25 protein-coding genes and 1 pseudogene are annotated in these 22,858 nt (G+C 35.6%); 9 read left to right on the top strand and 17 right to left on the bottom strand.

What is annotated here, in order from left to right:
* Nucleotides 1–2 precede the first annotated feature (2 nt).
* A complete protein-coding gene (locus ACE38V_RS02865; protein WP_375839622.1) occupies nt 3–437 on the top strand; it encodes a DUF1885 family protein in 435 nt (144 codons plus the stop codon).
* Between the two features lie 53 nt (nt 438–490).
* Here ACE38V_RS02865 and ACE38V_RS02860 read toward each other — a convergent pair whose 3' ends face one another.
* A complete protein-coding gene (locus ACE38V_RS02860) occupies nt 491–730 on the bottom strand; it encodes a hypothetical protein (protein ID WP_375839621.1) in 240 nt (79 codons plus the stop codon).
* 271 nt (nt 731–1,001) lie between these two features.
* On the opposite strand from ACE38V_RS02860, the gene ACE38V_RS02855 reads away from it, so the two are divergent.
* Complete coding sequence (locus ACE38V_RS02855) at nt 1,002–1,385, top strand: small peptidoglycan-associated lipoprotein (protein ID WP_375839620.1); 384 nt, start codon at nt 1,002–1,004, stop codon at nt 1,383–1,385.
* Nucleotides 1,386–1,486: 101 nt separating this feature from the next.
* Here the strand turns inward: ACE38V_RS02855 and lpdA are convergent, their stop codons facing one another.
* From lpdA to ACE38V_RS02830, 5 genes are all read right to left on the bottom strand, one after another.
* A complete protein-coding gene (gene lpdA / locus ACE38V_RS02850) occupies nt 1,487–2,899 on the bottom strand; it encodes a dihydrolipoyl dehydrogenase (RefSeq protein ID WP_375839619.1) in 1,413 nt (470 codons plus the stop codon).
* A gap of 3 nt (nt 2,900–2,902) precedes the next feature.
* A complete protein-coding gene (locus tag ACE38V_RS02845) occupies nt 2,903–4,204 on the bottom strand; it encodes a dihydrolipoamide acetyltransferase family protein (protein ID WP_375839618.1) in 1,302 nt (433 codons plus the stop codon).
* Between the two features lie 105 nt (nt 4,205–4,309).
* Nucleotides 4,310–5,287: an alpha-ketoacid dehydrogenase subunit beta gene (locus ACE38V_RS02840; protein ID WP_375839617.1), complete on the bottom strand. Its 978-nt coding sequence runs from the start codon at nt 5,285–5,287 to the stop codon at nt 4,310–4,312.
* A gap of 3 nt (nt 5,288–5,290) precedes the next feature.
* Nucleotides 5,291–6,406, bottom strand: coding sequence for a pyruvate dehydrogenase (acetyl-transferring) E1 component subunit alpha (gene pdhA / locus ACE38V_RS02835; protein ID WP_375839616.1), 1,116 nt, complete (start codon nt 6,404–6,406; stop codon nt 5,291–5,293).
* Nucleotides 6,407–6,996: 590 nt separating this feature from the next.
* Nucleotides 6,997–7,659 carry a YkyA family protein gene (locus tag ACE38V_RS02830; RefSeq protein ID WP_375839615.1) on the bottom strand — a complete coding sequence of 221 codons (663 nt, stop codon included), beginning with the start codon at nt 7,657–7,659 and terminating at the stop codon, nt 6,997–6,999.
* A gap of 407 nt (nt 7,660–8,066) precedes the next feature.
* On the opposite strand from ACE38V_RS02830, the gene def reads away from it, so the two are divergent.
* The 3 genes from def (at nt 8,067) to rnjA (ending at nt 11,382) form a co-directional block, all read left to right on the top strand.
* On the top strand, nt 8,067–8,621 hold the full coding sequence (gene def, locus ACE38V_RS02825) for a peptide deformylase (protein ID WP_375839614.1): 555 nt from the start codon (nt 8,067–8,069) through the stop codon (nt 8,619–8,621).
* 877 nt (nt 8,622–9,498) lie between these two features.
* Nucleotides 9,499–9,711 (top strand): DNA-dependent RNA polymerase subunit epsilon, encoded by a 213-nt coding sequence (locus ACE38V_RS02820; protein ID WP_375839613.1) that lies wholly within the window; start codon nt 9,499–9,501, stop codon nt 9,709–9,711.
* 3 nt (nt 9,712–9,714) lie between these two features.
* On the top strand, nt 9,715–11,382 hold the full coding sequence (gene rnjA / locus ACE38V_RS02815; RefSeq protein ID WP_375839612.1) for a ribonuclease J1: 1,668 nt from the start codon (nt 9,715–9,717) through the stop codon (nt 11,380–11,382).
* 57 nt (nt 11,383–11,439) lie between these two features.
* Here rnjA and ACE38V_RS02810 read toward each other — a convergent pair whose 3' ends face one another.
* From ACE38V_RS02810 to ACE38V_RS02775, 8 genes are all read right to left on the bottom strand, one after another.
* A complete protein-coding gene (locus ACE38V_RS02810; RefSeq protein ID WP_375839664.1) occupies nt 11,440–12,102 on the bottom strand; it encodes a potassium channel family protein in 663 nt (220 codons plus the stop codon).
* A 172-nt stretch (nt 12,103–12,274) separates the two neighbouring features.
* The gene (locus ACE38V_RS02805) at nt 12,275–12,724 is read right to left on the bottom strand and encodes a TlpA family protein disulfide reductase (protein ID WP_375839611.1); all 450 of its coding nucleotides are present in this window, start codon (nt 12,722–12,724) and stop codon (nt 12,275–12,277) included.
* A 77-nt stretch (nt 12,725–12,801) separates the two neighbouring features.
* The gene (locus ACE38V_RS02800; RefSeq protein ID WP_375839610.1) at nt 12,802–13,923 is read right to left on the bottom strand and encodes an N-acetyldiaminopimelate deacetylase; all 1,122 of its coding nucleotides are present in this window, start codon (nt 13,921–13,923) and stop codon (nt 12,802–12,804) included.
* A 59-nt stretch (nt 13,924–13,982) separates the two neighbouring features.
* A complete protein-coding gene (dapD, locus tag ACE38V_RS02795; protein ID WP_375839609.1) occupies nt 13,983–14,693 on the bottom strand; it encodes a 2,3,4,5-tetrahydropyridine-2,6-dicarboxylate N-acetyltransferase in 711 nt (236 codons plus the stop codon).
* A 69-nt stretch (nt 14,694–14,762) separates the two neighbouring features.
* Nucleotides 14,763–15,647 (bottom strand): transcriptional regulator CcpC, encoded by an 885-nt coding sequence (locus ACE38V_RS02790; RefSeq protein WP_375839608.1) that lies wholly within the window; start codon nt 15,645–15,647, stop codon nt 14,763–14,765.
* A gap of 85 nt (nt 15,648–15,732) precedes the next feature.
* Nucleotides 15,733–16,176: a cyclic-di-AMP-binding protein CbpB gene (gene cbpB / locus ACE38V_RS02785; RefSeq protein WP_375839607.1), complete on the bottom strand. Its 444-nt coding sequence runs from the start codon at nt 16,174–16,176 to the stop codon at nt 15,733–15,735.
* Nucleotides 16,177–16,255: 79 nt separating this feature from the next.
* Nucleotides 16,256–16,399 (bottom strand): hypothetical protein, encoded by a 144-nt coding sequence (locus ACE38V_RS02780; RefSeq protein ID WP_375839606.1) that lies wholly within the window; start codon nt 16,397–16,399, stop codon nt 16,256–16,258.
* A 90-nt stretch (nt 16,400–16,489) separates the two neighbouring features.
* On the bottom strand, nt 16,490–16,726 hold the full coding sequence (locus ACE38V_RS02775; RefSeq protein WP_375839605.1) for a YkuJ family protein: 237 nt from the start codon (nt 16,724–16,726) through the stop codon (nt 16,490–16,492).
* Nucleotides 16,727–16,912: 186 nt separating this feature from the next.
* Here ACE38V_RS02775 and ACE38V_RS02770 point away from each other — a divergent pair, with 186 nt between their 5' ends.
* A complete protein-coding gene (locus ACE38V_RS02770; protein WP_375839604.1) occupies nt 16,913–17,866 on the top strand; it encodes an MBL fold metallo-hydrolase in 954 nt (317 codons plus the stop codon).
* 54 nt (nt 17,867–17,920) lie between these two features.
* A complete protein-coding gene (locus ACE38V_RS02765) occupies nt 17,921–18,163 on the top strand; it encodes a glutaredoxin family protein (protein ID WP_375839603.1) in 243 nt (80 codons plus the stop codon).
* Nucleotides 18,164–18,524: 361 nt separating this feature from the next.
* On the opposite strand, the pseudogene ACE38V_RS02760 reads toward ACE38V_RS02765, so the two are convergent.
* From ACE38V_RS02760 to ACE38V_RS02750, 3 genes and pseudogenes are all read right to left on the bottom strand, one after another.
* Nucleotides 18,525–19,023: pseudogene (locus ACE38V_RS02760) on the bottom strand (DUF3993 domain-containing protein).
* Between the two features lie 191 nt (nt 19,024–19,214).
* Entirely contained in the window at nt 19,215–19,454 is a 240-nt protein-coding gene (locus ACE38V_RS02755) for a hypothetical protein (protein WP_375839602.1), read from the bottom strand.
* An 87-nt stretch (nt 19,455–19,541) separates the two neighbouring features.
* Entirely contained in the window at nt 19,542–20,759 is a 1,218-nt protein-coding gene (locus tag ACE38V_RS02750; protein ID WP_375839601.1) for an EAL domain-containing protein, read from the bottom strand.
* 180 nt (nt 20,760–20,939) lie between these two features.
* On the opposite strand from ACE38V_RS02750, the gene ACE38V_RS02745 reads away from it, so the two are divergent.
* Both ACE38V_RS02745 and ACE38V_RS02740 read left to right on the top strand, forming a co-directional pair.
* Nucleotides 20,940–21,767 carry a C39 family peptidase gene (locus tag ACE38V_RS02745; RefSeq protein ID WP_375839600.1) on the top strand — a complete coding sequence of 276 codons (828 nt, stop codon included), beginning with the start codon at nt 20,940–20,942 and terminating at the stop codon, nt 21,765–21,767.
* A 202-nt stretch (nt 21,768–21,969) separates the two neighbouring features.
* Nucleotides 21,970–22,839 (top strand): metallophosphoesterase, encoded by an 870-nt coding sequence (locus ACE38V_RS02740; protein WP_375839599.1) that lies wholly within the window; start codon nt 21,970–21,972, stop codon nt 22,837–22,839.
* Nucleotides 22,840–22,858 lie beyond the last annotated feature (19 nt).

Genomic DNA, 22,858 nt, shown 5'->3' with positions numbered 1-22,858 from the left:
TGATGGTCAGAAATGCTTACTTAAAACTTGTACCTGCATCAGCTAGAGAAAACGTTACCATTGGGGAGATTAGAGAATTATTACAATATTATAAACAAATTACCACTAAAACTGGAAATCAAGTGGATTGGAATTATCAAGAGGCTGCATTTCCATATGTTATCCATGAAGTAGAGGTAGAAAATGGTACATGGTTACATCTTTCCTCTAATCATGATCGATACCATGCGATATACATTGGTGTTATAGAGGAGAATATTACAGATGGAGAAGGGGCTGAACATAAGCAACCAGTGATTCAAGTGACTTTACCTCATACTGCCACATATGGCGATAAGGGAAAAGCAAATGAATTCTGTAAATTCCTTGGAAAAAAGCTGAAAGCAGAGTTACATTTATTTAATGGCAGAATTATGTATTACTATCCACGTAAATAAAGTGAACCAAAAGACTTCCTAAAGGAGCAACCTTACTCAGGAAGTCTTTTATTTTAATGAATATAGTATAAAGTGATATGAAATGTACAATAAATGATTAGACTTAACAAAGTTAAATAAAATGTTTTTTTAGCAGACTTTAAAATCGAATTACTAATCATGATAGCAAGATAGAAGAAAATGAGAAACATTAATATATTATTAAGTGGATGATCACGCTTTGATAACCATTCGATTAAATGATAACCACTCCAAATTATCAACTGTAATAGAAATACGGTATATGCCTTCATTTCACACCACCAATTACGAGTAATACATTTCTTTACTAGGATCAAAAAAAGTGAGTTATTGTATGTATGCCATGTGAAATTAATTTGTATTATTCATCTGCTCCCTTCTTATAAATCCAGTCAAGCTTTTTGCATCAATATAACAATATTTATCATTTATGTAACATTTTTATTAAATGAAATATTTATATTTATTCCTATGATAAAATATGGAGAAAAATGAAGACTTGTTTAATTAACTTAGCTTATCCAAAGAGTGGGGATATTCATGATGAAAGGGTTGTTGGCTGCATTCCTTGTTTTATGTATTCTAGTTCTTTTCTTTTATTTATCAGAGAAGAAACATGATGAACCTAAACTAGTCATCAATCATAATACCAAGCAAATTTTATTCTTCTCACAAGAATCCAACTTTGATGATGAAGCTTCCTATTATGATGCCATTATCGAACTAAAAAAGAAATTTCCAAAAGAAATCCATAATATGCTCATTATTTCTTCTAAAGATGCTGCCAAATATTATGATCGATATCATATCGAGCAAAGCCCTGCAATGGTAGTCGTTTACCAAAACAAAGTATTATTCAGCGTTGACGGACTTATTCCAAAAGAAAGGATTATTGAACCTGTTGAACAAGCTCTTACACAAAAATAGCCCTTCTTCAAAATTATTGCGTACTTTTAATGAGCAAGTGAATATATTGATTCTATAAAAAAGGAACCAAATTCAAATTACGAATCGGTTCCTTTTTAATATTATTTAACAATATGAATTGGTGTTCCTAAAGCAACCTCAGCTGCTTCCATTGTAATTTCTCCTAAAGTTGGATGTGCGTGAATGGTCATTGCTAGATCTTCAGCCGTCATTCCTGCTTCAATCGCAAGGCCAAGCTCTGCAATCATATCAGAAGCACTTGGTCCGGCAATTTGTGCACCAATCACTAAACTATCTTCCTTACGAGTAACAATCTTCACAAATCCATCTGTACTATCTAAGGCTAATGCACGTCCATTTGCAGCGAATGGGAATTTAGCTGCAGTTACTTCAATTCCCTCTTCTTTCGCTTGCTGTTCAGTATAGCCTACTGATGCAAGTTCCGGATCTGAGAAAACAACTGCTGGAATGCCTAGATAATCAATTTCTGAAGGATGTCCAGAAATCGCTTCTGCTGCAATTTTCGCTTCATAAGATGCTTTATGAGCAAGTTGAGGTCCTGCGACAATATCACCAATTGCATAAACATTCGATACATTCGTCCGACATTGCTTATCAATTTTGATTAGTCCGCGATCAGACATTTCAAGCCCAAGTTGCTCAAGTCCAATCTCATCCGTATTTGGACGGCGGCCAACCGTTACTAAAACATAGTCAGCATCAATTGTTTTTTCTTCCCCTTTTGCTTCATAAGTTACCGAAACACCGTCTTCTTTTTCTACAACGCCTTTAGCCATTGCATTTGTCACAATTTCTGCGCCTTTTTTCTTTAAATTACGCGCTACAAGAGATGACATTTGCTTTTCAAATGCTCCAGCAAATAATTCAGCGCTTCCTTCAAGAATCGTAACTTCTGTACCGAAATTAGCATAGGCAGTACCAAGTTCAACCCCGATAACTCCACCACCGATAATCACAAGTTTCTTTGGAATTTCAGGTAAGTTCAATGCACCAGTTGAATTTAATACTCTTTTTGAGTATTTGAAGGTTGGAAGTTCAATAGGTCGAGAACCTGTTGCGATAATAACATTCTTGAATGTATAAGTTTGAGCTGAATTCTCAGTCATAACACGAATGTTATTAGCATCAACAAAATATCCTTCACCACGAGCAATATCAACTTTATTTCCTTTTAGTAATCCTTCAACTCCACCAGTAAGCTTCTTAACTACACTTGTTTTCCATTCTTGTACCTTCGTAAAATCCACTTTTACATTTTCAGCAGTTATACCCATAGTTTCAGAATGTAAAGCATGTTCATAACGGTGACCAGCTGAAATCAATGCTTTCGAAGGAATACAACCAACATTTAAACAAACTCCTCCAAGGTTTTCTTTTTCTACAATTGTTACTTTTTGTCCAAGTTGAGCAGCGCGAATAGCTGCTACATAACCACCAGGGCCTGCACCTAGAACAAGAGTATCCGTTTCGATTGGGAAATCTCCAACTACCATTTATTACGCCTCCATTAACAAAGTTTCCGGATCATTCAACAAGCGCTTAATGTGGTTAAGTGCATGCTGAGCAGTTGCACCATCAATGATACGATGGTCAAAGCTTAAAGATAAAGCGAGTACCGGAGCTGCAACTATTTCCCCGTCTCTAACAATTGGTTTCTCAGCTATACGGCCAATTCCAAGAATGGCTACCTCAGGATGGTTAATAACTGGTGTAAACCACTGTCCACCTGCAGAACCTATGTTGGTAATCGTGCATGATGCACCTTTCATTTCATTTGGTGCTAGTTTTCCATCACGTGCTTTAGTAGCAAGTTCATTAATTTCATTGGAAATATTAAAGACAGATTTACGATCTGCATCTTTTACAACAGGAACTAATAAACCTTTATCAGTATCTGCAGCAATCCCAATATTGAAGTAATGCTTATGGATAATCTCACTAGTTGCATCATCAATTGAAGTATTTAATGCTGGATATTCACGTAATGCACTTGTCAAAGCTTTTACAACATAAGGCAAGAAAGTAAGTTTAATCCCTTTATTCGCAGCCACTTCTTTGAATTTTTTACGGTGAGCTACTAGTTTTGTTACATCAACTTCATCCATTAACGTGACATGTGGAGCCGTATGCTTAGAGTTTACCATTGCTTTAGCAATAGCTTTTCGAATTCCACTCATCTTTTCACGAGTTTCTGGATATTCACCAATTGGGATTGGTTGAGCTACTACTTTTTCTTCTGCTGCTACACTTTCTGCTGCCTGATTAGTAGCCTCTGCAGTCACTTGTGCACCACCATTTAAAAATGCGTCAATATCAGTTTTTAATACACGACCATTTTTTCCTGTTCCAGCAACATTACGGATTTCAATACCATTTTCACGTGCATATTTACGTACTGAAGGCATGGCAATCACGCGGCGATTTGGGTCAACAGGCTCTGCCGGTTGAGCTGAAGCTTCAGCTGTACTTGCTTTTCCAGCTTCACTTTCAGGTTCATTCTTCGCCTCTTCTTTTGGTGCCTCTTCGTGTTCGTCACCTTTAAATTTTAAATCTTCATATCCTGGTGCGTCAAATGTGATAAGCACTTGACCAACAGTAGCAACCGTACCTTCATCTACTAAAACTTCTTCAACTGTTCCTTCTACAGGTGATGGTATTTCTACCACTGCCTTGTCATTTTGAACTTCACAAAGAACATCATCTTCCTGAACCTTATCACCAGGCTTCACAAACCACTTTACAATTTCACCCTCGTGGATTCCTTCTCCGATATCCGGCAATTTAAATTGAAATGCCAATGGAATTCAACCTCCTATTTATGCAATTAGTATTAGGTAGTCATTTATTATGAAAATAGAAAAGGAGGAAAAAATATTTTTATATTTCTCCATATACTCTCCTTTTTAGAAAGTAAGTACTTTCTTAGCTGTTTCAATAATATCTTTAAAGTTTGGTAACCAAACTCCTTCAGCTTGTGGGAAAGGAAATACTGTATCAGGGGCAGCCACTCGTAAAACTGGAGCTTCTAAATGTAAAATCGCACGATCATTAATTTCCGCTACAACATTGGCTGCGATCCCTGCTTGCTTTTGTGCTTCTTGAACGACGATGGCGCGTCCAGTTTTTTCAACAGATGCAATAATCGTTTCAATATCAATTGGACTTACTGTACGAAGATCAATTACTTCTACTGAATGCCCTTCTTTTTCCAATTCCTCAGCAGCTTTTAATGATTCTTGAACCATTGCTCCATAGGTAACAATCGTTAAGTCCTTACCTTCACGTTTCACATCTGCTTTTCCTAATGGAATGGTATATTCTTCTTCAGGTACCTCTTGGCGGAATGAACGATACAACTTCATATGTTCTAAGAAAATAACTGGGTCATTATCTCGAATAGCGGAAATTAATAAACCTTTTGCATCATATGGTGTAGATGGAATGACAACCTTTAGTCCAGGTTGTTGTGCCATAAGACCTTCTAAACTATCTGCATGCATTTCCGGAGTGTGAACACCGCCACCAAAAGGAGAACGAATGGTTACTGGTGCATTGTAACGGCCACCAGAACGATATCGCATACGTGCAAGCTGACCAGAAATAGAGTCCATTACTTCAAATACAAATCCAAAAAATTGAATTTCTGGAACTGGTCGATATCCTTGTAAACTTAGGCCGACAGCTAATCCACCAATACCAGATTCAGCAAGTGGTGTATCAAATACACGATCTTCACCAAATTCTTGTTGAAGTCCTTCCGTTACACGGAAAACCCCGCCGTTCACACCTACGTCTTCCCCAAAAATCAACACATTCGGATCATTTTTCAGTTCATTACGTAGCGCGCTTGTAATTGCTTGAACCATTGTCATTTGCGCCATGGCTTACTTCGACTCCTTCTCTGTATATAATTCATATTGTTCTTTCAGGTTTTGTGGCATTTCTTCGTACATGATTGACATTAAATCTGTTACTTTTTGTTTTGGAGCATTATCCGCTTCTTTAATAGCTACTTTAATATCTTCTTTTGCCTTTTCAATCGTTTCAGTTTCCATTTCTTCATTCCAAAGTCCTTTGTTTTCTAAGAATTTACGGAAACGAACAAGCGGATCTTTTTTCTCCCATTCATTATCAAGATCAGCTGTACGATATCGAGTTGGATCATCACCAGCCATTGTATGTGGTCCATATCGGTAGGTTAAAGTTTCAATTAATGTTGGACCTTCCCCATTAATTGCCCGTTCACGAGCCTCTTTAACTGCTGTATATACAGCTAAAGGATCCATCCCATCTACTTGAATACCTGGGATTCCAGCAGCCACTGCTTTTTGTGCAAGAGTTTTAGCAGCTGTTTGCTTTTCACGTGGAGTAGAAATGGCAAACTGATTGTTTTGAACAATAAAAATAGCAGGCGCCTTATATGCTCCAGCAAAGTTGATTCCTTCGTAGAAATCCCCTTGAGAAGTACCGCCATCACCCGTATAAGTAATTGCTACAGACTTCACTCCGCGTTTTTTCATCCCTAAAGCGACACCCGTCGTTTGCACGTACTGTGCTCCAATAATAATTTGTGGAGAAATAACATTTACACCCTCAGGAATATTTCCTCCTTGAAAATGACCTCTTGACCATAAGAACGCTTGAGAAAGAGGTAGTCCGTGCCATACCATTTGAGGAACATCACGATATCCAGATAAAATAAAGTCTTCTTTTTCTAAAGCATATTGTGAAGCTAATTGTGACGCCTCTTGACCCGCAGTCGGTGCATAGAAACCTAAGCGACCTTGTCTATTCAATGAAATTGAACGCTGATCTAATATTCTCGTGTAAACCATTCGACGCATTAATTCTTGTAATTGCTCATCACTTAAATCAGGCATTGCATCTGCATTTACGACATTACCTTCTTCATCTAAGATCTGTAATGTTTGAAATTGCTCTTCTATTGTTCCAAATTGCTTCTCAGCATCTAAATAGGCCTTTTTTGTTTTAGAAGCCATGTATACACCTTTCCTTTCTTATAAAAAAATGAATTCGTTAATAAATGTAAATACAAAAATAGGGTACCCAATCTAACCAATCGTTAGTATAGAACATGATTCGGAATATCTTTAAATAAGCACCCTCATTTTCATCTACTATGTATTACTGCACCCAAACTGAGAATACGATTTCGATTTTTTCACAAATCATGTCATTTAATCCTAAAATGTTTGTATCCAACATCCCCAAATAAACTGTACCACTGTCTTTCTACTATGATAATGTAACACATCTATTGTTTACATTTTTAAGTTTACATCAACAATTTTATCCCGTCAAATACATTACTTTAAGTTTTTTATGTTTTTCACCATGAGGATAGTTTTTTAATATTTTTATTTCTGTATCATTCTAATTTTTCAAAACTGTTATATAAAAATAAGTACAAAAACGCTTCTGTTATAATAAAGATATTTAAATTGGAATTATGTTAAAAAAGTATTTTATATCATAATTTCATTCTTTTAAAAACTCAGCTTATACCTATTCAAGAGCTAACATTATTAAATTAAAAAAAGGAATCGACCTCATTAAGTCGATTCCTTTTTTATTTTTCCACGTTGATTTTTGCCTCTTTATAAAATGCTATTTTTTCTTCATTATATTTTTTTGTCAGTTTATTAAAATTTTCATTGTTGCTAATGACTATTTCGTATGTTTGATTAATCTTCACGATTTGTTCTTCTAGTTGATTAATGGTTGTGTTTTTATTTTTGAATAATATATATAGTTCCTTATCATATTCCAACCCCTTATTATAGTTGGCATACAATTCATCATGCATTTTATACCTGTCTTTCATCGTTTGACGCAGTGTTTCCGCCTTTTTCTTTTCTTTCTCATCTTTTATATCCTCTAATAATTGATCTAGCTTCTTAAACTCTTTTTCTGAAGCTTCCATACTATCCTGTTCCTTTTGCATATGCTCTTTTCGTTTTTTGATATTTTGCAAAGCTTGATCTGATAATTGATTAATTTTGCCCTGTTCCTTTTTGCCTAATGCAATAATTTTGTCATACAATGTTTTCTCGTTTTTCTCAAGATCCACTAATGGATTTTGCTGCTCCTCAAACATTTGTTCCGTTGAGGCGACAGATTCTAATAAGTTATATATTTGTTCTTCTTTTGTTTGTTTTTGAAAGCAACCAGATAACAACAAGACACCACATATTAATAACATCACAAGATGCTTATATAATTTAATCGACACGCCTTTTCCTCCTAACCTAATACGATTTAAACTATAACGATTAACAAGATATTTGACAACATTAAAAACGTGATTTTAGAGGCGTAATTCGGTAAGCTTGTCCCCCATATTTGCATTGTATGATGAATGGACAAGGTTTATGATGAAATTATATGAAACATCATTTAGCTGGCAATTTGCATATAATAAAGAAAATCCTGAACGTATATCGAACAAAATCTTTTGGAGTTTTTATTGATGGCAAGATGGTCATTAACAAATTTACATAAGTCTGATAAACTATTTTTTAACAATTGAACGAATAAGGTCCAGATAATTGAACAAAAAGAACAAAAGTAAAATACAGAGTCCTACTAAGTTCATTCGTCTTATTCATAAAATGACTTTTATTGGAGGGAATTATCAACATGATAACGATGGAAGATATTGTACGAGATGGTCATCCCGTACTTAGAAAAACAGCAAAGGAGGTTCCTCTCCCTGCTTCAGAAGAAGATCAAAAGATTTTAAGCAGTCTTCACGAATATGTGAAAAACAGTCAAGACCCGACCATATCGGAACAATATGAGTTACGTCCAGGTATTGGATTAGCTGCCCCACAAATTAATGTTTCGAAAAGAATGATTGCAGTCCATCTTCAGGATGAAAAAAATCAATTAATAAGTTACGCACTTTTCAATCCTAAAATCGTGAGTCATTCAGTCGAGCAATCATACCTAACATCCGGAGAGGGTTGCTTATCGGTGGATGAAGCGATTCCTGGATTTGTTCCTAGACATGCAAGAGTAACAGTAAAGGGTTTTGATATCGATGGCAAAGAAATAAAGCTACGTCTAAAAGGCATTGCAGCTGTTTGCTTTCAACATGAAATTGACCATTTAAATGGAATTATGTTTTATGACTATATAAACAAAGAGGATCCATTTAGGCCATTAGAAAATGCCATTCCGATTGAACGATAAAGTGAAACTTCCATCAGTGGGGGTTTCATTCATCCCCCACTGATGGTTAGTCACGCAGAGCCTGATTGATTTTTCTAAGGGCTGAAGCCCAAAGAAAAATCTTATTTCACTTATCACGCTCAAGGGACGCCACATCCTGTGGCTTCGCCTGACTAGGACCTTAATCCCTCGTCGGACCTTTCCGGACAGTTGATCTCCCACTTATCTTCTTCGTATTCTCAGAATCTTGAAGTGGGAGTCAAAATGTCCGTTAAGAGTGGGATAAAGACAAAAGCTGGCAGGAATTAATATTCCATCCAGCTTTTTTGCTAATTATCACATTATATGTCCTGTAAGTAAGCTGTTTTTCGTAAAGATTATTGTTTTTTCGAACAAATTACATATTAAACTCTCACCAAAGGCTTCTGATTCGGACTCTGTTTTCTTTAGTTCATTAAACATGCCGAATATGCCCTTGTTGATGAACTTTTTTTTAAACTTCTCAATAATATTCAATTCCATCATTAACCATGAGAAAAATATCTATTTTATCATATAATAGTAGTAAAATAAAAGAAGAAGACTTATTTAAAAACATACTTTCACTTTGGACAACTATCGTATAAAATTAACGGTAAGGAGATGTTCCACTATGTTAAAGAACCTCAGAAAGAAGCTCTTAAAACAGTGGAGAGATTTACTTAGAAAAAAAACAATTGCATAATATTAAAAGCCCTTCTTCTTCGAAGGGCTTCTTCCTTCCTTTCATCCCTATACATATATTAATCCAAACTTTTCCAAAAGAGGAGAATTTTCATTAATAAATGCAAATACATGAAATAAATGTTATTTTTATATATAATAGAAAAAGTTATACGGAATAAGGAGCGATTTAATCATGATTTTTAAAGTATATTTTCAAGAAACGAAAACAGAAATACCTGTAAGAGAGAATACAAAATCTCTTTATATTGAAGCAGAATCAGAACGAGATGTTCGTCGAAAATTAAAAGACAAGCCATATAATGTTGAGTTTATTACAGAACTCAAAGGAGCATTTTTAGAATATGAAAAACAAAACGAAGAATTTAAAGTATTGGAGATTGGATAAAGTATGAAATTTGTGAAAAATGATCAGACTGCTGTATTTGCTCTAGGTGGTCTAGGAGAAATTGGTAAAAATACCTACGGAGTGCAGTTTCAAGATGAAATCATCTTAATTGATGCTGGGATTAAGTTTCCAGAGGATGAACTGCTTGGAATTGATTATGTCATTCCTGATTATTCCTACCTAATCAAAAATGAAGAAAAAATAAGAGGATTATTTGTCACTCATGGTCATGAGGATCATATTGGAGGTATTCCTTATCTTCTACGGCAAATCAATGTTCCCATTTACGGAGGAAAATTAGCTCTCGGTTTAATACGCAATAAATTAGAAGAACACGGATTATTAAGACAGGCAAAGCTTTACGAAATCAAAGAAGATGACATCATCAAATTCCGCAAAACCTCTGTCACTTTTTTTAGAACAACTCATAGCATTCCTGACTCTTATGGGATCGTTGTCAAAACTCCTCCCGGACAAATCGTTCATACCGGTGATTTTAAATTTGATTTCACTCCAGTCGGTGAACCAGCTAACTTAACAAAAATGGCTGAAATAGGTAAAGAGGGTGTCCTTTGCTTATTATCAGACAGTACTAATAGTGAAGTACCAGATTTCACTATGTCAGAACGCCGTGTTGGCGAAAGCATTCATGATATTTTCCGGAAAGTGGAAGGTCGTGTTATTTTTGCGACCTTTGCATCTAACATTCATCGCCTTCAACAAGTGACTGAAGCGGCTGTTATGAATGGAAGGAAAGTTGCTGTATTCGGTCGTAGCATGGAAGCAGCGATTGATATCGGCTTAGAGCTTGGCTATATTTCAGCTCCTAAAGATACTTTTATCGATGCACAGCAAATAAATCGTTTACCAGCAAACCAAGTAACGATCCTTTGTACGGGTAGTCAAGGAGAACCAATGGCGGCTCTTTCAAGAATTGCTAACGGGACTCATAGACAAATTCAAATTAATCCTGGTGATACGGTTGTGTTCTCTTCTTCACCGATACCTGGAAACACGATTAGCGTTTCACGCACAATTAATATGTTATTCAGAGCAGGCGCGGATGTTATTCATGGAAAACTAAGCAATATCCATACCTCTGGTCATGGTGGACAAGAGGAACAAAAACTAATGCTTCGATTAATCAAGCCAAAATTTTTCATGCCGATTCATGGAGAATATCGCATGCAGTTAATGCACTCTAAACTTGCTATCGATTGTGGCGTAAAAGAAGAAAACTGTTTCATGATGGATAATGGTGAAGTACTAGCATTATCAGAGGATAGTGCTCAGGTTTCTGGAAAAATTCCTTCTGGCTCTGTTTATATAGATGGTAACGGAGTTGGAGATATTGGTAACATTGTCTTAAGGGATCGTCGAATTCTTTCAGAAGAAGGGCTTGTGGTTGTAGTGGTCAGTATTAACATGAAGGAATTCAAGATTGCAGCAGGTCCTGACCTAATCTCAAGAGGTTTTGTCTATATGAGAGAATCTGGAGATTTAATTAATGATGCTCAAAGTTTAATTACAAAGCATCTCAATAAGGTTATGGAACGAAGAACAACGCAATGGTCTGAGATCAAGAATGAAATTACAGATACATTAGCTCCATTTCTTTACGAAAAAACTAAACGACGTCCAATGATTTTACCAATCATTATGGAAGTTTAACGATATAAAAAAGGAAGGATCCGCAAAAGATATGGATCCTTCCTTTTTTAATTTCCATTACAACATCACTTTCTTTTCAAAACGATTAATATCATTATCTGCTCCGATAACAATAAGAATATCGTCCTCTTCTATGATTTCGTTTGCCTGCGGAGAAACGTTAATATCATTGTTTCTCTTAATCGCCACGATGTTAATCCCATATTTCGCCCGAATATCCAAATCAATAATGGAATGCCCCGCAAGCTTCTCTCTTGCAACAATTTCAACAATACTGTGCTCATCAGAAAGCTCTAAATAATCTAGAACATTGTTTGAAATAATATTATTGGCAATTCTTTGACCCATATCTCTTTCAGGATGAACAACATGGTCTGCCCCTATCTTCCTTAAGACCTTTTCATGGTAATCATTTTGCGCTTTAACTGTTATGTTTTTAACCCCAAGCTCTTTTAGTATTAAAGTAGTCAATATACTTGCTTGAATATCATCACCGATAGCGACAATTACATGGTCAAAATTTCTAATGCCTAAGCTTTTTAATACCGTTTCATCCGTTGAATCCCCTACAACTGCTTGTGATGCTATTAAGGAATACTCATTCACTCGATCTTCATTCGTATCTATGACTAATACTTCCATACCTTGCTCAGATAATGTCCGACAAATGCTCCCGCCAAACCTGCCTAACCCAATAACTGCAAATTCCTTTTTCACAATAATTCCTCCGAAGAAAAATAAAATATTATTACTAACATTTTAGCATATAAGAAAAATAAATTAAAAAATGAAAGTTGAATATTAAATGGTCTTCTCTAACCATCATTCCTTCAAAATAGAACCTCTTAATAATGTAGGGACAAGATAACTTGTCCCTACATTATTCGTTTTATTATTTTTCCATTTCATCTATAACTCGATTAATCCTCTTTTCAAGCATTTTCATTCCACCACTACCTGCTTGAAAATGGCGGAGTCTACCTTCTTTATCAAAAACATAATAAGCAGGTACATACTTGTTTTCCATTGCATCACTAAGCTTGTGTTCACCATCCACAAATATAGGCTGAATCATACCATTTTCATGCGCTAATGAAAGAATCAAAGCCTCATCCATATCTTCTTCTTTGCGAGGCATATGAATCGAAACCACATTCAATTTGTCCTTATAATGGTCTCTGAATTCATTAATGTTTGTCATCCCTAATTTACATAAATGACAGCTAACAGCCCAGAAATGAAGGAGTGTTGGCTTTTCTCCAACTAATTGTTCTCGTGTAACCTCACCATTGATCCATGAAGTTGCACCAGTTAGTTCTGGCATCGATTCTCTTAGTCTCATCCTATCCCCCTACTTTCCTCTTAGAAGAAGTGCTGTCTATATACGTTTTTCTTCTAAGCCACATTTTCTTAATTTTGTTAATCATTTCCCTTATAGGTCAGATATTTAGTAATTGTGGAGATTGCCATATCGATTGCATCCTCACGAGGAGTCAGCTTTGCATGATGCAACCCATACTGAGAGTCCACTCCTAACCAAAACATAAAACCAGGAATTTCAGCAAGCATATAACCAAAATCTTCTCCAGTCATTGCTTCCTTACATTCATGCAAGTGAATATCTGGCTGGGTTTTCAGAAAATTCATAAACTCTCTTGTTAATTGTTTCTCATTAAATACTTGGTGATACTTACAGCCATAGTCAATTTCCGCTTGGCATTGATACCCTATTTCTATTCCTTTTACAAGAGCTTCAATCCGTGTCTTAACCTTCTTCATAGAATCAACAGACAGCGTCCTAATTGTTCCTTCTAGTCTGGACCTTTCTGCAATGGTATTCTGCACCATCCCACCTGTTATTTTCCCTATGGTAATGACCGCACTGTCAAGTGGATCAATATTTCTTGCGACAATTGATTGAAGCTGTGAAACAAGGGCACAAGCAGCCACAACCATGTCATTGGATAAATGGGGGTAAGCCGCATGTCCACCAAGTCCGGTTAAGTCAATATATAGCTCAGAAGTATTTGCAAATAATAATCCTTCCTTTATCGCAATAGTCCCAACAGGATACTCCGGAGCAATATGGAGAGCAAAGATCATATCTGGCTTCCATTCCTTCATAATGTCTGTTTTCAGCATTGCTTCTGCCCCACCAGGCCCCTCTTCAGCAGGTTGAAAAATAAATAAAAGATTATCATTTATTGGATGCTGAACAAAATAAGTTAAAACACCTAAAGCGATGCTCATATGAAAATCATGTCCACAAGCATGCATTTGGTTGACATGAGTCGAAGTAAAGGGTAACCCGGTTTCCTCCAAAATCGGTAACCCATCTATATCCGTTCGGTAACCTATCATTTTTGTCGGTTTTAATCCTCTTACTTTGACAAATATCCCTGTCTTCCATGTCTTGATTTCTAAACGCTCTTGGGACAAATCTTGAATATATTTTAATAAATAGGCTTGGGTCTTAAATTCTTGATACCCTAACTCTGGGATTAAATGCAGTTCCCTTCGAATATTAACAAATAGACTCATAAGTTCACCCTTCTCGTATCTAAAAAAGCGCGGAAAGAACTTCCACGCTTTTATGACTCTTATAATTGACGTAATTCTTGTTTAATTTCCGTTTTTGATTTTGTTTTTTCATCAATTTGCTTGATGACACGAGCAGGAGTTCCAGCAACAACGGTATACGGAGGTACATCATCAATTACAACAGCTCCAGCTGCAACCACAGCTCCCTTTCCAACTGAAACACCTTCGAGAACAACCGCATTCGCTCCAATCACGACATCATCCTCAACGATAACAGGTTTCGCAGATGGTGGTTCAACAACTCCAGCTAATACCGTGCCAGCTCCGATGTGACAGTTCTTCCCTACCGTTGCCCGGCCGCCTAAAACGACGTTCATGTCAATCATCGTTCCTTCACCAATAACCGCTCCAATATTGATCGAAGCCCCCATCATAATCACCGCATTATCACCTATTTCAACATGATCACGAATAATGGCCCCTGGCTCGATTCGCGCTTTAATATTTTTCATATCCAATAATGGAATAGCAGAGTTACGACGATCATTTTCGACAACGTAGTCATCGATTTTCTCTTTATTTTCATCTAATGCAGTCTTTATTTCGGTCCAATCACCAAATACAACTCCTGTATTCCCTGTAATAAAGGTTTTTGCTTCGTTACCAAAATTAATTCCTTCGAGATCACCTTTTATATAAACCTTCACAGGTGTTGCTTTTTTACTATTCTGAATAAAAGAGATTATTTCATTTGCATCCATCATTTTCATTAAGACAGACCCCCTATGTATTTTGCTAAAATTACTTTAACAAACAAAAGCAATGAAAACAAGAAAAATCTATTTTCCTTCTTCTTTAATATGCTCTTTAATTAATTCGACAAAAGCTTGAACTTGTTTTAATTGAAAGGCTGATTCATATCCTAAAAGCCAAGTATCCCGTTTAAGTGGACTTCCATCTCCATCAAGCAAAGGAATCTTAAAAATATTTTTTTCTGCGCCATTAAGCGTAATCGCAGGAAGAATCGCATAACCTATTCCATTAAAGGCCATTTGTTTACATGTTTCAATTTGGTCTACAATAATGGTCCGTTTAGGGGAGGTTTGAAAATGCCGGTGCCACCATTCCTGTATCTCTTGATAATAATTTGAATCACTTTTAAATTGGATAAACGGGCGATTGGTTTCCAAGACCTGTTCTGGTTTTGTAATTTCCTGATCCACTAAATAAAGACTATCCTCAAACAAGTGAATTTTAATTCCCTTCCAATCTGGTGTACCTCTAATAATTCCCACATGAACTTGGTCATCATATAAATGTCGTAGAATCTCACTACTCCAGCCAGTTATTAATGAGATCTTGGCTTGCGGATAGCGATTAACAAATTTTTTCAGCACTTGCGGAAGCCAATTTTGTCCCACAATCGAAGCGACAGCAATCTTTAAAGTCCCGTGAACCTCTGAATTAAGTGCAGAGATGGACTCTCTTACCCTTTCCTCCTTCGCAAGTACATCATTAACAAAATCAATCACCATTTCACCTGCTGGAGTCAATGATAAGCCTTTCTGTGAACGAACGAACAGCTTAGTTCCCCATTCTTTTTCAATGGTTTGTAAACGTTGGGAAAGAGCAGGCTGGGATACAAATAGCCTTTCAGCCGCTTTTCTCATATTCATCTCTGATGCTAATATGGCCAATAATTGAAATTCAGATAGTGTCGACAAAAGAATTCCCTCATTATCATTTTTTTAATAAAACCAATACACTGCTAAATCTTATGATAGAAAAATAAGCCCCCAAATGGAGGGCCTATTGATTTTCATGATGTAAGTATTTATTTAATTCATCTAAAATCGTTCTTCTCGTTAAGATTCCTTCGAAGTAACCTTCATCTGATTCAATGCATAAAAAAGGATGATCAATCAATAGGACTAGACTATCTTCAACGGTAACAGAAATATTCATTCGTGGAATTTTACAGTTCATGACTTCTTCCACTTTTCGTTCTTCTAATTTCTCAAATTCAATGCGCTCGAGACCCAAAATAGAGTCCATAATAATAGGTGTACTAATTAAACCATGGAGCTTATAAAAGGGATCCAACACAGGAATTGCACTATATCCACTTTTTGTTAATACTAATAATGCATGCTCCAGGTTATTTCCAATCTGCACATGAGCAACACGTTCAGATGGAATCATAAACCCTCTAATATTCTGTTTTAAAAATTCCCCACTGTGAAGACTATTCATAGCCGAAAACTCCTCTAATTTGTTTACGATCTATTTTATTTTATCACAGTTTCGTTATCCTTGCTCTTTATTTGCCATCTTAACCCTTACTTGTTTGAATATTTCTTAATTCATATTGACAATTAGGACAGGTAAAAATCACATTTTGATTAGATTGGGCTGTCAGGACATGATTCATTTCGTATTCTGTAAAGCATTTTGGACATTTTACAGTTGGCATCATCATTGGCTTCACCTCATGAATAGTATGCGCAAGGATGAGAATCTAACCATATAGAAAAAGGAACCTTTTTACGGTTCCCTTTTTTAGCCCCTATTGAATTAAATCAAAAATTTCAATTGTAATCATATCAATGTTATCAAATTGATATCTTTTTGGTTTTTCCTTATTCTGATAAACCTCTAATTCAAATGTTTCTGTTTTGGGATGAAAAGTTACTTGGCATTTTCTTTCACCATTAACCTCAAAAAAACGTTGTGCTGCTTCTCCACCAACAGATTGTTCTTGTAAACTTTTTAATCGAGATATAATACCTTGAAGCTGTGACATAGTTCCTCTCCTTTCAAAAACAAACCAAACTCTAATTAGAAATTAGGTTTCTCTTTTGACATGTTTCTATCCGCATAGGATAAAATTCAGAATTTTTCATTATTTTGCTTTACATGCCAATATTAACAGAATAAAATAATCTCATGTATTTGTACAAGCAAAAGCTGAAAAAAAGGGGAGATTTTTTTGAAAAAACCAATTCAAATGGCTGAAAAACTATTTTTAATTGATGACTTTGATCTTAGTATGGAAAATCGAACTGGCACCTATGTATTAAAAGAAAAAGAATTAACCATTATTGAAACCTCCGCAAGTCCCAGTATCCCATATATTCTCGAGGGACTAAATTCCCTAACAATAAACCCAGAAGAAATTAAGTATATCATTGTCACACATATTCATCTCGATCATGCAGGTGGAGTAGGACTATTTTTGCAGCATTGCCCTAATGCAACGGTTATCGTGCATCCAAAGGGGTACCGGCATCTAATTGACCCATCTCGCCTAATTGCCGGTGCCAGAGTGGTATACGGCGATGATTTCGACCGTCTATTCAATCCTGTCCTTCCCGTTCCTGAAGATCGTTTAATCCAAAAACATGATCGTGAAATTCTCCATATTGGAGAAAATTGTACACTCACCTTCTATGACACTCCAGGGCATGCTAATCACCATTTCAGTATTCACCACTCAGGCTTAAATGGAATGTTTACTGGAGACACCGTCGGAATCTCCTATCCACAATTACAGAAAGATGAAGTTGAGCTCTATTTACCTACTACCTCACCAAATCAATTCGACCCGAATAAAATGCTGCATTCAATGGAATTATTTAGAAGCAAAAAACTTCAATATATATATTTTGGACATTTTGGTTCATCCGCAAACCCGAATGAGGTATATCGGCAAGTTCAATATTGGCTTAAGATCTTTATAGATGAAGGGCATCATGCCATCCAAGAGGGACGGACACAAGAAGAAAAATATGCACTTGCTTTTGAAAAAATATTTACGTCCATTAAAGACCATCTTCATAATAAGGGAATATCTGATGATCATGAGGTGTATGAAATCATTGCACTTGATATAAAAGTATCGAGCATGGGACTTATTGAATATCTTCAAAAACAAATCGATTGATTTAATGGCGAGAATCACCTAAGATTAATTCATCAAATATTTCGGGGGATATCAATGTCAAAAGTAGTATTATATAGTCAATCGGATTGTCCACCATGTGAATTTGCCAAACACTATTTGTCCGATAAAGGAATATCTTACACCATTAAGGATATTAAAAAAGATAAAAACGCGAGAAATGAGCTGATTCATAAATACCAATCTTTTTCCACTCCAACCTTTGTCATCAATGATGATCTTGTGATTACCGGTTTTGATCTTGAAAAAATCAACGAAGCCTTATCGATAGAATCATGATTATAATTGAAAAAGAGCATCACTAATAGATGCTCTTTTTCTATATGCTCATAAAGTGAAACTTCCATCAGTGGGTGTTTTCGACGCACAGGATGTGAAGTGGGCAGACGCAGCGATTGACGTCGCGCTTTTAGTCTGCCATTCATCCCCCACTGATGGTTAGTCACGCAGAGCCTGATTGATTTTTCTAAGGGCTGAAGCCCAAAGAAAAATCTTATTTCACTTATCACGCTCATAGCGCCACATCCTGTGGCTTCGCCTGACTAGGACCTTAATCCCTCGTCGGACCTTTACGGACAGTTGATCTCCCACTTATCTTCTTCGTATTCTCAGAATCTTAAAGTGGGAGTCAAAATGTCCGTTAAGAGTGGGATAAACTTGTTACATTCGCTTTTGTTATGATTCTTTCAGGAATACGATCAGGCAAATAAGCAGCAACTCGCCATTTCCCATCAACCTTTTTCAACTTTATTCCTTCATAATGACTTTGATACGTAATCGGACCTATCCGACTTCCAGAAAAATATTCAATCACATAAATCTCATTTACTTCTATGACAACCTTTGTTTCGCCAGTAAAGGCAAAAAAGGGGATGGCAAATGGAGCAAAATCCGATCCAAGGGTCATATATTTTCCCTCTGTTGAAATAAGATTCCCCTTTAAATAAAGCTTCCTATATTCTTTTGTAAAAGGGGGATAAAATATCTCTAATTTCACTCATCGTTCTCGGCTTTTCACTTAAGGAGCTCTGTGCATTTGCCGCATCTTTTAGAAGATTTATTACCATTTCTCTTGATTCGATATCTCCCTCTGCTTTTTCAGAATATGGAAAAATAAACAAAGCAATAGCGATAACCATTAATTTAAGAATGATCTTCACCTTTTGTCTCCCTTTTAATTATTTTCTTCCTTACGATCATTATTGTACCAAGTAGTATGCCTAAATTTATGGACAATCGTTCGCAAAATATAGGCATAAACTGACTTAAATTCTCTCAATATTGCAGATTATGACAAATTTTGTAAAAAAAAGATCCCTCCAAGAGAGACCTAATAATGAAAGGTTAGCGATACAAAAACAATCGTTAAAATCAGGAGAGCAAAAAAGATGGCATATGCCACAAAAATTGGATTTCTTATATAAGGATGATCTTGCACTTGTTCTGATATTTGCCCATCCATATTTCCTTTAATGCTTTTCTGCTCCTTCATAAGAAGGAGTGTGTAAATAAAGGAAATAAACAATATTCCTAGGCAAATTAGTAACAAAATCATTGTGTACGTACTCATGGGATTCTTCTCCTTTATAGGAATTTCTATTTAAAGAATTCCACAAGAATTATTCATTTATTCCTCCCTCTTTATATCTCCTAACCATCAATATAGTAATTCTTCATGCTCATAAAGGAATTCATACGTAATATCAATAAATAAATATTCCTTTGTATTTAAAGGATACGAAAATGTTCTTATCGTTTCCCCGCTTTCAATATCGCAATATAAGTCAGATAGGATTCCCTTTTTTTCACTCTTCATTTTGAAGATATTTTCTAAAAAATAAGGGCGCCAGCTCCAATTTTTTTGTGTATATTCCTTTTGAATCATCCACATGTCATCTTTTTTTAAGATGTTTGGTGAAAGCTGAAATCCATCTTCATCGCATATATACATGCGAAAAGCAATATGATTCATTTCTTTCGCCAAATTGAACAATAACTCCTCATAATGTTCAACATTTTTATTTTTCATCAAAAGCTCCTGAATTCTTTTTTGAAAGCGATCAGTAATGGAAAACAAGGCTTCAAGCTTTTTCTTTTCATACATAATAAACTGATGAAATTCGCTCTTTAATTTACTTTTTAAAATATCACGATTGATAAAATCAATATCAGGTCTATGTAAATAATAGCCCTGGTAATAACGCCCCCCATGCTTCCAAGCAAATTGGAGCTGATAGCCCGTTTCGATATTTTCAAACAATAGCATGGCTCCAATTTTTCTGGCAAGGATGGAGATGGAAAATAAAATATCTTGAAAAGCAGTAGTTGAATGCATGGAACGTAATGCCATCAAATTAATTTTTAAAATATTGGGGGAAATTTGCCCAATCTGATCTAATTGGCTACTATCCTCACCTAGTTTATCAATCGCAACTTTAATTCCGTATGTTCTATAATAATTAAACAAATGACATAAATGTTCATAATCACCAGTAAAGTTTCGCTCCGTAATTTCCAATACCAATCTATCTAAAGTAATACCAATACGTTCAAAGTCGCGTAAAATATCTAATAATTGCTCCCCATCATCCATCATTAATAATTCCGCATCTCTATTTATAAATAGCAAAACATCGTCTTCAAGTTCAGCAGCTCTTTCTAATGCTTTTTTCAAAACAACATTATCCACTTCAAGACGGTACTCTTCAGGAATGGTTTCATCAAGAAAAAAAGGGCCCAAACTTTCGTATCCCGATTCCGTTTGTATTCTTCCTAATATTTCATATCCAATAATTCGATGCTCATCAGCACTAAAAATCGGTTGAAAAAAAGGAACAATATATTCCAAATTGGTGAGTATATCTAATGCATCCAAAAATGTAATCCTCCTCTCCTGTTGTTTTTAGCATAACATGTCTTCTTTACACAAGTAATTATCTTATATTATATCACCATATTTCTGAAAATTCACACCATTACTGGCAACAGGTTCCTCTCATAAAAATAAGCAGTTGATTAAAAATATATTTAAGTAAAATAGAAAGAGGGCTCATCAATGAAAAGACTTTCCATTCTTTTTGCCCTTTTTCCTTTACTTGGATGCGACCATTTCAATAATTGGAATGAAGTGAATACCCATTCTTCAACCAAGAGCCATTTCGAGAATAAGACACAGTTTCAAACTAAATCACTACCAATCCAAAAACAAAATATCCAAATCATTGATGATAAAAATGGATTGGAAAAAACGATGGTTCAGCAAAAACCTGAAAAACCTCACAAAAAAAGCCAAATTTTATTAAATGTCCCATTAGTTAAGCAGAATCCTGAATTAAAATACGGTTGTGAAGTGACAAGCTTAAGTATGGTATTAAAATATGCCGGTGTAAAAACAAATAAAATGGAGCTTTATCGTAAGGTCAAAAAAGACCCTGATCCCTTAATTCGCGGAAAAAATGGCGATATTTTAAAATGGGGAAATCCTGCTGATGGATTTGTGGGTGATATGACTGGAAAATACGCTGGCTATGCTGTATTCGATCAACCAATCGAAAATTTAATCAATCAATATTTACCCGGCAGAGCCGTAAATTTGACCAATAAAGGTTTTGAAGAGATCCTTACACACGTTTCAAAGGGGTTTCCTGTTGTAGTCTGGACAACTGGAGATTATCGTCTGCCAGACCGTTGGGAAGGCTGGAAGCATGATCAGCAGTACATTAAAACACCACTTGATTTACATGCCGTCGCCTTAGTGGGATATGATTCAACCTCTGTATACTTGAACGATCCATTATCAGGAAGAAAACAAGTAAAAGTAAATAAAGAAACATTTATTTCATCTTGGAAGGCTTTAAAAAAGAGAGCAGTAAGCTATCAATGAGTGGAAATAATTTCGAGTCAAACTCAGAAAAGGAGTTATGACTCTTTTTTTATTCTTATGAATAAAATTAATTGGGCATACATATGGACTTACTATAGTGAAATTCTTTAGATTGACAAAAAAGATATGGGAAAATCCTTCAATTCTAATTTTTTGTTTGTTAGTATTAGAAAGTACATTGTTAGATAGGTTGGTAATTGCTATGCCCAAAAAAATCACAAGAAGATCATTCATGAAAAAAATCTTCACTTCCTTTCTTACAGTCACAGGTATCAGTGCTGGCGGATATTATTACGCACATGAAATTGAACCACGGTTTGTTGAAACGAAAAAAATGGTCATTCAACATTCCAAAATTCCAAGTGCTTTTGACGGCTTTAAAATGATTCAATTCAATGATACCCACTTAGGATTTCAATATAATCTCACTCAATTAAAGAAAATAACCAAACAAATTAATGCACTTGAACCTGACATTATCCTCTTCAATGGGGATTTAATGGATGCACCGAATCAATTTAAAAACCCAGCCAACATCATTCCGATTTTACAAGAATTAAAGGCTCCTTTTGGGAAATTCGCCATTTATGGAAATCATGATCATGGGGGTTACGGATCCAATCTTTATAAAGATATTATGACAAAATCCGGTTTTACCCTTCTCCGTAATCAGGCAAAAAAAATTGAACTATTAGGAAACAGCAGCATCTACATTGTCGGAATTGATGATGCCATGCTTGGTAAACCGGATTTGGACAAGGCATTTCAAAATGTCCCCAAAGAAGCTTATAAAATTCTTCTCTCCCATGCACCAGATTTAGCTGACCAATCCTATCCCTTCGGAGCAGAATTGCAATTAAGTGGACACAGTCATGGCGGTCAGATAAAAATTCCATTTTTGGGAGCATTGGTTACTTCTCCATATGGTGAAAAATATATTGAAGGATTATTTACAATTGGGAAAAAAAATCCGCTCACTCTGTATGTAAATCGTGGCTTAGGAACAACAAGGCTACCCTTTCGCTTTTTATCTCGACCAGAGCTTACCGTTATTACATTGGCAAAAAAATAAAAGGGTCAGATATCAACCT

Source organism: Cytobacillus sp. Hz8, assembly GCF_042263505.1.
GTDB lineage: Bacteria > Bacillota > Bacilli > Bacillales > Cytobacillaceae > Bacillus_BE.
This window is presented reverse-complemented; position numbering and strand designations above follow the sequence as displayed.